The organism is Subtercola frigoramans, from assembly GCF_016907385.1.
In the GTDB taxonomy this organism is placed as follows: domain Bacteria; phylum Actinomycetota; class Actinomycetes; order Actinomycetales; family Microbacteriaceae; genus Subtercola; species Subtercola frigoramans.
Map to the genome: position 1 here is coordinate 169863 of NZ_JAFBBU010000001.1, position 12695 is coordinate 182557.

Consider the following 12695-nt stretch of genomic DNA (forward strand, 5'->3'; position numbering starts at 1 on the left):
ACCCGAACGCGGAGCCTCCCTGCCTCCCGGAGTACCAATGCTTGGAGCAGACACCATTACACGACTCCGAAATGAACGAGCGGTGAACGCGCCTCCGTCAGCTTTCCTTCCGGGCCGACGACTGCAGCACAGTTCCGATGTGGTCCAGGTCCAGCGACGGGACGAACCCTGGATCCTCATACAGCGCCTGAAGGGCTCCGGTCGCGATAGCGCTCACGTCTGTTGTGGCGCGGAGTTTGGTGTCGCCTTTGGCGGCGTTCCACGCGCTTTGCCACACCATCGCAAGCGTGAGTGCGCCGTCGGCGAAAAGGCCAACAGTCTGTTGGCCAAATTGCGCCCACAACGCATCCGTGACCTTCACGCTGCTGTCGCCCTTCTTCATCGCCACGGCCGCGTACGCGAGGACGAGGGTTTTCGGGTCGATGGCTTTCGCAGACCGGTCCATCAGGTTCACGATCTCGACAGCGACCTGCTGCCCCGTCGTAACTGTCGGGTGCGGGTCGGCGTTCTTAAGGGCAGTGGTGAGGGCGGTGAGGATGTCGGTGTCGTGCCGGTCGACCATTGTGGATTCGTACGCCGAGTGCACCCCAGACCCGGTGCCGTCCGGGAGCCCGTCGGCGAGGTAGGAACCGTGCAGCGGTTGACAGGCGTCGCCGACATAGTGCGCGACAAGTCCCGCTGCCGCGACGTACCGGGTGAGGTTCTTGGCTTTGATGGCGGCGACCATTTCGTCGAAGAACTGCCACACCCGAAACGGCAACAACCCCCGGTCGCCGGGGTCGGTGTGGCCGAGGCTGGTGTAGTACTCCTGCCACACCGCCACGTTCACATTCGCCGGATCCTGCATGCACAGCTCCCGGATGGTCTTTTGATCCGAGGGGCGTGGTTGGTCGGCGTCGGCGAAGTGCGTGGTGTGTTCCGGACCGGTCCGGAACGCCGTATCTCGGCCGCCCTTCACCGCCGAGGGCAGGTTCTTCCAGACCAGATCGGGAACGTCCGCGAGCGGGATGAACCCGCCAGCCTTCTTCCCGGCAATGGTCCCGTTGTTGATGTCGGTGGCAACGAGGTCGCGGAGGGCGAAACTGATCCGATCCACATTGCTGGTCATCAAGGTCTGGAGGGTGGGGGAGGTGAGGTGTTCGGTGGCGTAGGACGCGATCGTGTAGTGTCCGGTTTCCCCCAGAACGGTTGCGCACCGGTGTTGTAGTCCACGACGAGCTCGACGTTCAAGATCCGGAGGATGTTGGTGAGGCTGGTCGCGAGGGTGAAGTTGTAGTTCTTCCCCGTCGAAGCGAGAAACGATTGTCCGCCCCACTGCAACGCGATCGGCCGCAACGGCTGCCCGTCCGCTTGCACGAGGTGCCAGAGGGTGCCGGAGTCCCCGGGCCGGCTGTCGGGGGTGCCGGGCGTGGGGGAGATGAGGAAGTCGGTGACGTCGTCGTACCCACCCACACTCCGGTACCGGTAAAACAGAGCGGTAATCCGGCCGGAGAGATTCCCGGAAGCGGCACCGAACGCGCGGACTTCGGCGCCGATCAGGCGGACGCTGATGTTCTGCTCGTTCAGATCCGCAAGCTCACCCACTTTCGGCAACCCGTAGCCCTGCGACGTCCACGCGGTGACGTCATCGACCTCGATAAGACCGGCATCGAGGGTGAGGTAGGTGCGGCGGCCGGGGAAGTCCGTGTACACGTCGGAGAACGGCAACCTTGTGATCTGGTTCGCAGCCGAGCGTCCGATGGGGGTTTCGGTGCCGTCCGCGACGCTCGACACGACCGTCCCCGCAGGGCCGGTCACGTGACGGCTGGTCAGCGCGAACACGGTATGTCCGTCGGTCACGAGGGTCCCGACGGACGCGACGTTCTGCACGCCCTGGACTTCGCACAGCAGCGGGAACCCGCCCCCGATCCGGCCGGCTGGCCACGTCCGAGGCGGCAGCACCGAGTCGTCCGGTGCGGACCGTTCGACGAGGACGACGCAGACCGGGACGGTGCGGCCGTCGGGGAGGTAGAGGGTTTTCGGGACGACTTGGTCGGGGGAGGTTTGCCCGTCGCCGAGACCGAACTTGTCAGCGTCCAACCACTCATCGACGAGGACGAGGATGCACGGCCAGGAGTAGTCTCGGATTTCGGAGTTCTCGAACGTCCGCGCTGGTTTCACCGTCATCGCCCGCCGCGCCGAAAACACCCTTTCAGAGGCCTCGGGTTGTGGGTCGGTGGTGCGGATAAGGTACCGGCCGACCGCGGTGCCGACGACGTTCTTCTTGTTCAGCAGATGCCAGTGATACTGATCCCTAGCCTCGAGCAGGTCCGCTGTCGACAGGCTCGCGAAATCACTATCTGCACCCAACACATCCACCACCACAACCCCCAAGCCTCGGCACCGCGCCAAGCGGGCGCTAGTACCTTCGATCGCGTTCTGACGGCAGAATACACTCCACCCTCCGACACCGAAAGAGACGCGTGGTGAACTCGCGGGGTGCAGCATCACACGCTGCCGACCACCTTGGCTCTGGGCACGATGGTGCCGGAACTGGCACGAAGGGCCGCGTCGCTTTAATCGAACATATGTACTGGGTATCTGCTTCACTGAAGTGAGGCTAAAGAGGCGATACTCTAGGGCTTATGAGCGTGCTGATATCTGTCGTGGGCGGTCTGGCGATTGTATTCGTGATCATGATCGCGATCGCAGGACCGAGCCAGATGCGATTTAGAACCCTGCAACGCAGGCGCCCGACGGCACTCATTCTCACGGCAGTGACCCCGCGCGGGTCACAAGCCGCCGGTCAGGAGTTGATGCGGGTCTACTCGCCGCAGTCGAGGTCGCGGCTGCCCACGTGGATGGCCGTGAGCGTCGATTCAGACGCGCTCCGTTTTTGGTCTGGAGGCATCAACCCAAAGCAACTATTTGAAGCGACCTTGCATCAGATCGTGAGCGTTAACTCCGCGATTGTTCAAGAGTCGGAACGATCTGACCGTGCGCTTGAGCTTGAGTTCGCTCTCGAACGCGGCAACGTCAAATATCCGATGGTGATTCTCGGTCGCGGCTTCCTCGGGCTATTCCCGAAGTCGGATGCCGAGCTTGCAGAAATCAGCATCGAATTGAAAAAAAGAATCGGAGCCGCTGGAGCCGTCGAGGCGTAGGCGTATCGGGAGGCGTTGGGCAATCAGTCAAACTGCGCGCCAACGATAAGGTCGCTGAGCGGCTGAGGTCCCGTGTTTACCGCCTGCTCGAGCAGTCGGTAGAACAGCAGACCTCGACTTGCGGCGGTTCGACGGTTGAAACGAAACACGAATTCGTCGAGGTAATAGGCAAGATGGTCGCTGGACGCGCCGTAGTGCAGCGTGCCGGTCAGCCACCGTTTCAGAAGTGAAGCGACCATGTGTACGCCAGGCAGGTCGACATGAGCGGGAACGGACGAGCCGAGTTGAGTGAAGTAGGTGTGGTCATAACCGAGCCCCGATAGCCGTCGAAGTTCCCGAGCGCCGTCTGTTCTGACCTTTGAGGCGGGCGCTACGACGCGCTGGGTGAACTCGATCAATGCCAGCCCGCCCGTAGGGGTCGGTTCCAGACGCACTCGGCCGAGTTTGCGGGCGGTCACCATTTCCGCTGCGAACATTACCCCTAATTTGTCGCTCGAACGGCCTGCGTTGCCTCGGCTGATACCGCCGACATAGGTCTCATCCACCTCCACGACGCCAGACAGCACGTCGCGATTGGGGACAACCATCGCGCGTCGAAGTTTGTGCATCCAAGCCCAAGCGGTTTCATAGGACTTCAGCCCGAGCACGCGTTGAAGGCCAAGTGCAGAAACTCCGTTCTTCTGCGCCATCGCGAACCACACCGCCGCGAACCAGGTACGGAGAGGTGAGCGAGTGCCCTCAAAGATCGTTCCCGCGGTAACCGACGTTCGGCGAGAGCAGCTTTGACACATCCAAAGCTTTGAGGAGGTTCGCCAGAACGTCATTCCGGAGCAGGCAGGGCAAACGAAACCAGCAGGCCATCGCAATTTCGCGAGGTAGTCAAAGCATGCCTCACCAGGCCCCAACCCGCCACCCTGACACCGGAAGAACTCGACCTCGAACGCCACCCGGTGAAAGCCGCGGAGCAACCCATTCGGGTCAAGGCGTGGGTGCGGTTCCCGGAAGCCGTGATCCGCGCCGACGCGGAAGCGTTCGAATGGACTGACCGGGCCGTGCACATCCGCTGGACAGCAGCCGATGGCGCTCCTCGGCAGGCCTGGGTCTGGGCATCCTCAGTCGACCGACTCCAACCATGAACCACAACAGCACGGTGGGATGGCGCGACTGGCCCGTTTCGGGGACCTTTCCGGGTGCCGATCGTACTTCCCGGGCACCAACTGCGCACCGACCGGTCGGGACGCGCCCCCAAGGGCTTATTTCGCCCAGACCAGCCGGAACTCCGCCGGCTCCCCGTCGCCCTGACGCGCCCTGCCGGAAAGGCACCACCGAAACCACCGAAAGGACCCCCATCATGACCACCGTGACACTGTTCTCCAAGCCAGGCTGCGTCCAGTGCACCGCCACCAAACGCGCTCTCACCGACCGGAGCATCGACGCCGAGATCATCGATATCACTCAAGACCCAGCTGCCCTCGAGCACGTCAAGGGACTCGGCTACCTGCAAGTTCCCGTCGTCGAAACACCGACCACGACCTGGGTAGGATTCCGGCCCGACCTGATCGCCACCCTCGTCCTCTGATGGCGTCACGTCGTGGGCGGGTTCTAGGCTGACCGGATGATGCGGCTTCTTCTCATCCGGCACGGTCAAACCCCAGCTAACGTCCTCGGCCAACTCGACACTCACGCGCCTGGTCCCGGCCTCACCGATATCGGCTTCCAACAAGCCGCGGCCATCCCGCGGGCTCTCCGCGACCAACCAGTCGACGCCATTTATGCCTCGACGCTGGTCCGCACCCAGCTCACCGCGCAGCCCCTCGCAAGTGAGCTCGGTCTCGCCACCACGGTTTTGGACGGGCTCCGCGAGATTGAAGCCGGCACCCTCGAAGACCGAACCGACCCCGCCTCGGTCGACACCTATCTGACCACATCATTCTTATGGGCCGAGGGCCACCTCGACGAACGAATCCCGGGCGGTCCCGATGGAAACGAGTTCTTCGACCGCTACGACGACGCCATCGCCCACATCCAAGCGAACGGGGACGAGGTCGTCGCGGTGTTCAGTCACGGCACGGCCATCCGGACGTGGGCGGCTGCACGAGTGGCGAACATCGACGGAAGCTACGCATCCACCCACCAACTCGACAACACCGGCATGGTCACCCTGCAACGCGAGAACGAAGACGACCCGTGGGAGCTCGTGACGTGGCTGGAAACCCCGCTCGGCGGGAGCAAACTTGCCGACGCTCGTGCGGTCGACCCAGCTGGCGATACCTTGCTCGGCGCTCGCGCCAGACAGGTCTGACCGATCGGTCAGACTCCGACGATCGGCGCGTCGGCCAGCCCGACCCGGAATCGGTACTCGCCTCGGGCGCCCTTACAAAGTTCGAATTTTCCAACCATCAGACGACCCGCTTCCGCTACGCGCATGGCGTCGTTGCCCTGCAACTGCTTGACCGCGTACTGCGCGGCAACGGGTTCGGTGGAAGACCAGTCCTGGCTCCCGGGTCAGGTGATCTGTAGCCCGAGTAAGCCTCGAGCGGGATTCGTTGGGGCTGGAAGTCAGGCTCCGGCCAGTGCCGACCGTTCGTGCAGTGCGCAGACCGCGTACTCAACGAGGACGCCACTCTCATTCACGACCATCGTCCGGTCAGGTGCTTCATGGCAGTCGCCGATCATGCACTCGATGCGTTCGCCCACGCGCAAACCATACTCCTTACGAGCAGACCTCATAAGAGCTGACTCCTAGCGCGATTGGCGACATTGAGCAGGTGGGCGCGGGCATCTTGCCTCGCGCCCACCACTGGTTGCTCAGCTACCGTCGTCGCCGCGGGTGACTCGGCGGACCTGGGCGACGGCGCGGGAAAGATTAACACCGATGGCCTCGGCATGGATTACCCGCCCGTATTGGCGGTTGTCGTCGGCTCCCCAGGTTTCGGTCTGCTCGCGTCCGATGATGATGACGGAGTCGCCCTTGTGGAGGGTAGCGGCAGCGTTCTCGCCGAGTTCGAAGCGAGCTTCAACGAAGTGCGTCGTCGCCGAGGGGTGGGCGTGCCAGGTGCCTGCGCGGTATTCGCCGGTGTTCTCGATGACGCGAATTTTGGTGATGGTGATGCAGCCGGCCTGGACGATTTCGGGGTCGGCGGCGAGGTTCCCGGTGATGGTTCGTGTGGACATGATTTGTGTTCTCCTATCTAGGTTGTGCCGGGGTGGCGTTGTGTTGGGTTGTTAGAGCCAGTCGGCGTCGGTGATGGTGGTGATGGGGACGGCGCCGTGGTTGCGGATGAGGGTGTTGCAGCCGACGCTCTGCGGGCTGATGATCATTCCGGGGACTGCGCCGATGCCGCGGCCGAGTTCTTTGGCGATGAGTGCGGTCGAGAGAGCGCCGACGGTGTCCTCGGCCTCGATCACAATTGTTTTCTCGGCCAGCGCGGCGGTGAGCCGGTTCCGTTGCTGGAACCGGGCCGGCGGGGTGCCGGGCGGCAGCTCGCTGACGAGCGCACCGGTCTTGGCGATGCGGCTGAGCATGAGCTGGTTCCCGGTCGGGTAGAACTGATCGACCCCGCCGGCGAGCACCGCGATCGTCGGGCAGTCCAGGGCCAGTGCGGCGCGGGCCGCGTACGTGTCGATCCCGTACGAGGCGCCGGTGACGATGGTGTAACCGCGCTGCGCTAGCCCGCTGGCAAGTTCAAGGCAGACATGCCGCCCGTACGTCGTGCAGGCCCTCGACCCGGTCACGGTCACCGGGCCCCGGTTGAAGAGGGTGGTATCGCCGCGGACCCAGAGCGCGTGGGGCATCGCGAACCCCAACCCTTCGACGAGCTCCGGCCAGCCGGCCCGCTCTGGGGTGAGGAGCGTGTACCCCTTCCGTTGGGTCGCGTTGATCGCGCGGACCGCGTTCTTCACCGAGAACCGTTCGGAGGCAACCTTCCGGATGTGCGTGAGCGGGATGCCAGCAGCAAAGTCACCGGTGCTGTTCAGGAGGATCTCGAGGGCGTATTCGTGGCCGACGGTCTGGGTGAGCGCCCCGGCAAGGGTATCGCCCGGATTGGCGATCCCGGCCCACACGATCCTCGCGACCGTGTTCGCGGAGTGGTGCGTATTGGTGGTGTGTTGAAGGGCTTCGACGAGGGTTCGGTTTGTCTGGGCCATGAGCCTGTTTTTTCCTCTCTGAACAACAATTTTTGTTTGCCTTCCGGCGAGAGAAACGTGAACGAGCGAGAGGGCCTGGAGTGCCCAGAATCTCGGGCGAAATAAGCCCGCAGGGCGCGTCCGTGAATCTGGGAACGCAAGGGCTGAAGCGAGTTAGGTTCGTCAGCCGGAAAGGTCAAACAAGACCCCAAACATCCCCATCGGCACAGCGTCGCGCAGCGGCACCGTTCAGACGCTTGTTGAGCTGCGAACGCAGCTCCCCGCACTAACTCGAGCAGGTTCTGACGGAGCGCCGTCGGGAACGGACCGCCCAGGAAACAGCGCAACAGCAGGGTGATATCAGGGTGCTATCACCGTGGACACGTCGAAACCAGCCCTCGCCCCGCAGCCCGCAGCCGAGGCCTCGGCCCAACGGCTCCGCTGTCGCCCTCTTTTGTCTGATTTGAGCGGCTTCGCGGCGCTGTAGCCGCCCCTGGTCGGGGCATGTTGGTTTGGCCGTGAATCCTTCGGAAGCGTACGGGCCCGCCCGTTTCGCGCAAGCAGCTGCGCTGCCGGCTCCGCCGAGATTTCCGGCACGCGGTCGCTGCGCTTCCTCATTTCGTGCCGGAAATCTCTCCCCCACCGCCCTCCGGGTGGCGCTTTACGGCCTGTCCCTAGCGGCGGTGAACCGCCTTCACGGCAAAACAACGTGGAGGAGAGAAGGAGAACAGACCATGACCACCGCAACCGCCACCCGCACCAGCACGACCCGCACCCCCGTTAAGACGGCCGAGAAGAAAAAAGCGCAAGCGGAGGCGCTGCAGCAGTCGATCACCCATCAGGTCGAGACGTTGCGCGACTCCGGCCGATGGGAAGCGTTCCTCGACTTCGCGCAAGCGTTCCACGCGTACTCGCTGAACAACGTTTTGTTGATCCTCTCTCAGATGCCCGAAGCGTCGCAGATCGCGGGGTTCCGGAAGTGGCAGGCCCTGAACCGGCAGGTTCGGAAGGGCTCGAAGGCGATCCGCATTTTCGGGTACTCGACCAACAAGGTCACCGAGGAAGACGCCAACGGCGACGAGGTAGAGAAGAAGATCTCCCGGTTCCCGATCCTGTCAGTGTTCGATGTCAGCCAGGCAGACCTCATCGACCCCGACCAGGGCGACCCCAGCACCCTCACCACGCTCCTCACCGGCGCGGACGATCACGGCATCGTGGACGCCCTCAGCTCCTACCTGATCGGTGAGAGCTGGGCTGTCGAGCGCTGGCCCCTGCCGGGCAGCATGAACGGTGTCACCCGGCCTCAGGAGATGACGGTGGTTATCGACTCTGATCTGTCGCCGGAGGCGGCGGCGAAGACGATGATCCACGAGTGCGCGCACATCCTGTTGAGCCACATTGACGACTTGGCCGAGTACGCCCAGCACCGCGGCCTGCTGGAGACCGAGGCCGAGAGCGTCGCCTACGTCGTCGCCGGAATGGTCGGGTTCGATACTTCCGCGTACTCGGTGGGCTATATCGCCGGATGGGCGAACGCAGACACCGACCTCATCAAATCCACCGCCGCCCGGGTGCTCCGCACCGCGCACCAGATCGCCGGAATCCTCACCCCCGAAGACGAAGCAACAGACGACCCTGCAGACGAAACCGCAAACGCCGCCGCCTGACCTCACCACCGCGGGGGTGGCAGGATCGCCGTCCCCGCCCGAACCCCGGAAGGGAAGCAAGATCATGATCATCACCTATCAGCGCCCCGACACTCTCGGCCACGAGCTCGACCCCGAAGCCCCGAATGCTTGCCGCAGTGTCGATGGCTCCGAGTGCGGAGCCGAAACCATCGACACAGATGGGATCCAGTGGCGCTGCACCCGCGCCCCACACCCTGGGCAGGACGAACACCGTGCCGCGTACGAAAGGGACGGCGACGGCCCCGACGGTGCCGTAGCGATCGCCTGGACTTACCAATACGCCATCGAAGACCAGACCGGCGGAGACACCGACAACGCAGCCCCCGTGCACACCATCACGGTCTCGTTCCCTGACCGGGCATGCGGCGTCGACGCCGAGAAGATCCGCAATGCGATTCTCGACCTGTTCTGGGAAGGCGACGCCGACGACGTACAGATCATCGTCTCGACCTGAACACGCAACGCCTCCAGGAACAAGCGACGCCCGCCCGAAGCACCGGGCGGGCGTCGCTGTCGTGATCATGACCGGAACAACGGGGTGCGAGTAGTGGCCCAACGGCTTCGCCGTCGACCTTCTTCTCTGGATGGAGCCGCTTCGCGGCGCTGTTGTCGCCCCTGGCCGGGGCTCGTTGTTTGCCGTGAATCCTTCGGAAGCGTACGGGCCTATCCGTTCCGCGCAAGCAGCTGCGCTGCCGGCTCCGCCGAGATTTCCGGCACGCGTTCACCCTTCGGGCTCTCTTATTTCGTGCCGGAATTCTCTCCCCGCCGCCCTCCGGGTTGCACTGCACGGCCAGTCCCTAGCGGCGGTAAACCGCCTTCACGGCAAAACAACGAAGAGGAGATATGAAATGACTGAACACATTACCGGGATCCGGATCGACAACGACGGGGCACTGTCCACCGTCTGCATCGACGCCACCAACACCCACACCCGCCTGCTGGGCATGTACCAGCACATCGGCTGCACCACCGTCGACGTCATCGGGCTGGAAGGCAGCATCGATGCGTGGGTCGACGACGAAGGCCTGTACACGCAGGAACCGAACCCGACCCTCACGTTGATGCTGCGGCTCACCCGCCCGTTCCAGACGCACCTGTCCGGTCCCGGCTTGTTCCTCAGGTCGAACGAGGACGGCGACACCGTCAGCCTCACCCCGGAGCAGACCGCGACGGTCATTGAGTGGTGGCAGTTCGCGAACGCCATCGTCCCTATCCAGTAACACCAACCCAACAAAAAAGGTCGGGAACCGAAGCAAGTGAAGTGCCTCGGTTCCCGACCGACCCAACCACACTACCAAGAAGGAAAACATCGTGACCAAGAACAACACCACCCCGGCAGCCGACAACAGCACAGCCGCCCCGGACCTCGCTGCGAGCCTCGCAGCAGGCACCGTCACCATCGAATCTGTTGACCCGCAGAAGGTCGAGCTTGACCCGAACATCCGCACAAACCCCGTCCTGCCCCCGGAGTTCGTGGACTCGATCCGCGCCGAGGGAGTCCGAGAGCCAGTCCTCGCGCGTCGGGGTGAGGACGGCATCACGTACGTCTATGACGGACAACGCCGCTTGCTCGCGGCCCGAGAAGCGTGGCTTAGCTCGATGCTGGCCGTGTTCGGTATCGCGGACACTACGGGCACCGCGTCTGGCCGGATCCTTGATCAGCTGCGGACCTTCGCCCGCACCGAACTGACCCTCACGGACCGGATTGCCGCGTACGAGCAACTGGCCCTTGACGGGATCAGTGTGGACAAGATCGCCAAATCCGCCGGAGCAGACAAAGCCACCGTCACCGGGGCATTGAGCATCGGTCAGAGCAAAGCCGCGACGCAGTACGCCGGTTACGGCACGGTTTCTTTTGACCGGCTACTCCTGATCGCAGAGTTCGACGGGAACGAGGACGCCATCGCCGCCATCACCGACTGCGACGACGAAGACCTCAACTATGCCGCGCAGGAATGCCGCGACGAAACCGCCCGCCAAACCCGACAGACTGAGGTCGTGACCGTTCTCGAGGCCGAGGGTCTGACCGTGGTTACGAAGTGGGACTACTCGACGATGGCGCACCTATCCCGACTGACGAACGCCGCCGAGGATGCTGACGAGCGTCCTGCGTTGGATGCGGTGGCGCACAGGGGGTGTGAGGGTCACGCGGTGTTCGTGACGGTGAACGGGCTCGGTGAGGACGACACTGAAGTGGTGCCGCTCTGCACGAAGCCGGAATTGCATCAGCCCATCTATCGCGGCTACCGCCAGCAAGCGACAGCGCCGGTTGAACTGTCCGAGGAAGAAGCCGACGCCCAGGCCGAAACCAAGCGCGCAGAACGGCGAACGCTGATCGCGAATAACAAGGCGTGGGACACAAGTGAGACGGTCAGGAAAGGCTGGATCACAGAGTTTCTGACGCGGAAGAAGCTCCCTGCAGATGCGGCCGCGTTCGTCGCGGTGACCCTGACCCGGCACTCGTATGACGTGACCGGCGACAACAGCGGCGGCGCCGCAGTGTTCCTCGGCCACGAAGGTTACGCGGCACGCGAGGCTCTCGCCGTGATGGTCGAGGCAACCCCGACGAAGGCCGGATATGTGAGTCTCGCGGTCGCGTTGTCCGCGCGGGAGAACCGGACCAGCCGGGAGTCATGGCGGAACCCGAACCCATCGGATGAGGCCTACCTTTTGCAGATCGAAAAATGGGGCTATCACCTCTCCGTCGTCGAACGGATCGCGGCAGGCTGCCCAGAAGCGGAAGCGGACGCGGACGCGACTGCAGAAGACGCAGAAACGGACACCGAGTAACACCTCGGAGGGGTGGGCCGCGCGCAACACGGCCCGCCCCTCACCTACACCAGTTCGGAGATCACCTCACCGCCGCAGATGGGTGTGTGCGCCGGCCCTCCCGGGGCCGGCGGCGAAAGGGAATAGGCGGTTCGATTCCGCGCTTTCTTCTCAGCGTTCAGATGGTCGCCGGCACGGAGGCCGGCGACGGGGAAAGCGGAGCCGCCCGGTGGGCGGCGCAGTGCTGATGGTGCTGTTTGTGACCTTTCCGGCGGACGAAGCTAACTCGCTCCGGGCCTTGCGTTCCCAGATTCACTGACGCGCCCTGCGGGCTTATTTCGCCCGCGAATCTGGGCACTCCAGGCCCTCCAGCTCGTTCACGTTTCTCTCGCCGGAAGGCACAAACAGAATGTCGATCCCTAAGGAGAAAAGCACAATGAACGACACCATCACCGTCACCGGAATTATCGCGACCACCCCGAGGAGCATCACCACCGACGAGGGCCTTGCGATTAGCTCGTTCCGGTTGGCGTCCATGCAACGCCGCTACAACTCGGCCAGCAAAGAAGCCCGCGAAGAAACCAACTGGTACACCGTCACCACCTTCCGGGCCCTCGCCGAACACGTCGCTGCGTCCTTGAACAAGGGCGATCACGTCATCGTCACCGGCAGCGTGCACATCCGAGACTGGGACAACGACGGCAAGACCGGAACCACCGTCGAGATCGAAGCCAACAACGCAGGCCCCGACCTCGTCTTCGGCACCAGCCTCTACACCAAAACCCCCACAGCCAATGGGGACACCGTGGGGGCCGAGCCGGTCGGTGACAGCGACAACCCCTTCTAACCACCATGCGGGGGTGCCGAACCTTGGTCCGGCACCCCCGCCCTTCCTCACAGCAAGGGGCTAAGAAGCCATGAGCCGCTCAATTGATGACACGCGGTCGCGCCCTATCGACGAATGGTG

The 12695-nt window shown here is 63.7% G+C and carries 13 protein-coding genes and 2 pseudogenes; 8 read left to right on the plus strand and 7 right to left on the minus strand.

Going from position 1 to position 12695, the window contains the following annotated elements; genetic code table 11:
* Positions 1-97 precede the first annotated feature (97 nt).
* Both JOE66_RS16985 and JOE66_RS16990 read right to left on the minus strand, forming a co-directional pair.
* Positions 98-1108 (minus strand): phospholipase C/P1 nuclease family protein, encoded by a 1011-nt coding sequence (locus tag JOE66_RS16985; protein ID WP_239518169.1) that lies wholly within the window; start codon positions 1106-1108, stop codon positions 98-100.
* Positions 1108-2352, minus strand: coding sequence for a Nal1-like putative serine protease (locus JOE66_RS16990; RefSeq protein WP_239518170.1), 1245 nt, complete (start codon positions 2350-2352; stop codon positions 1108-1110). Before JOE66_RS16990 ends, JOE66_RS16985 begins: the two co-directional genes overlap by 1 nt.
* A gap of 272 nt (positions 2353-2624) precedes the next feature.
* Between JOE66_RS16990 and JOE66_RS00825 the strand changes: the two genes are divergently transcribed.
* Positions 2625-3143: a hypothetical protein gene (locus tag JOE66_RS00825; RefSeq protein ID WP_205106273.1), complete on the plus strand. Its 519-nt coding sequence runs from the start codon at positions 2625-2627 to the stop codon at positions 3141-3143.
* 44 nt (positions 3144-3187) lie between these two features.
* On the opposite strand, the pseudogene JOE66_RS16995 reads toward JOE66_RS00825, so the two are convergent.
* Positions 3188-3934: pseudogene (locus tag JOE66_RS16995) on the minus strand (IS1595 family transposase); the annotation flags it as partial.
* Positions 3926-4201, minus strand: a pseudogene (locus tag JOE66_RS17880) (transposase family protein); the annotation flags it as partial. The pseudogenes JOE66_RS16995 and JOE66_RS17880, both read right to left, overlap by 9 nt.
* Before the next feature lie 293 nt (positions 4202-4494).
* Between JOE66_RS17880 and nrdH the strand changes: the two are divergent.
* Together nrdH and JOE66_RS00840 are read left to right on the plus strand one after the other, a co-directional pair.
* Positions 4495-4722, plus strand: coding sequence for a glutaredoxin-like protein NrdH (nrdH, locus tag JOE66_RS00835; RefSeq protein ID WP_205106275.1), 228 nt, complete (start codon positions 4495-4497; stop codon positions 4720-4722).
* Positions 4723-4758: 36 nt separating this feature from the next.
* A complete protein-coding gene (locus tag JOE66_RS00840) occupies positions 4759-5445 on the plus strand; it encodes a histidine phosphatase family protein (RefSeq protein ID WP_307826987.1) in 687 nt (228 codons plus the stop codon).
* Positions 5446-5702: 257 nt separating this feature from the next.
* Here JOE66_RS00840 and JOE66_RS00845 read toward each other — a convergent pair whose 3' ends face one another.
* From JOE66_RS00845 to JOE66_RS00855, 3 genes are all read right to left on the minus strand, one after another.
* On the minus strand, positions 5703-5840 hold the full coding sequence (locus JOE66_RS00845; protein WP_205106276.1) for a hypothetical protein: 138 nt from the start codon (positions 5838-5840) through the stop codon (positions 5703-5705).
* 111 nt (positions 5841-5951) lie between these two features.
* Complete coding sequence (locus tag JOE66_RS00850; RefSeq protein WP_205106277.1) at positions 5952-6317, minus strand: single-stranded DNA-binding protein; 366 nt, start codon at positions 6315-6317, stop codon at positions 5952-5954.
* A 51-nt stretch (positions 6318-6368) separates the two neighbouring features.
* Positions 6369-7292, minus strand: a complete 924-nt coding sequence (locus JOE66_RS00855) for a DNA-processing protein DprA (RefSeq protein ID WP_205106278.1) — start codon at positions 7290-7292, stop codon at positions 6369-6371.
* Positions 7293-8005: 713 nt separating this feature from the next.
* On the opposite strand from JOE66_RS00855, the gene JOE66_RS00860 reads away from it, so the two are divergent.
* The 5 genes from JOE66_RS00860 (at position 8006) to JOE66_RS00880 (ending at position 12575) form a co-directional block, all read left to right on the plus strand.
* Complete coding sequence (locus JOE66_RS00860; protein ID WP_205106279.1) at positions 8006-8938, plus strand: ArdC family protein; 933 nt, start codon at positions 8006-8008, stop codon at positions 8936-8938.
* Positions 8939-9002: 64 nt separating this feature from the next.
* Entirely contained in the window at positions 9003-9413 is a 411-nt protein-coding gene (locus JOE66_RS00865) for a hypothetical protein (protein ID WP_205106280.1), read from the plus strand.
* 394 nt (positions 9414-9807) lie between these two features.
* Entirely contained in the window at positions 9808-10179 is a 372-nt protein-coding gene (locus JOE66_RS00870) for a DUF3846 domain-containing protein (protein ID WP_205106281.1), read from the plus strand.
* A 91-nt stretch (positions 10180-10270) separates the two neighbouring features.
* Positions 10271-11749 (plus strand): ParB/RepB/Spo0J family partition protein, encoded by a 1479-nt coding sequence (locus JOE66_RS00875; RefSeq protein ID WP_205106282.1) that lies wholly within the window; start codon positions 10271-10273, stop codon positions 11747-11749.
* Positions 11750-12164: 415 nt separating this feature from the next.
* Complete coding sequence (locus JOE66_RS00880; RefSeq protein WP_205106283.1) at positions 12165-12575, plus strand: single-stranded DNA-binding protein; 411 nt, start codon at positions 12165-12167, stop codon at positions 12573-12575.
* The last annotated feature ends 120 nt before the right edge of the window (positions 12576-12695 follow it).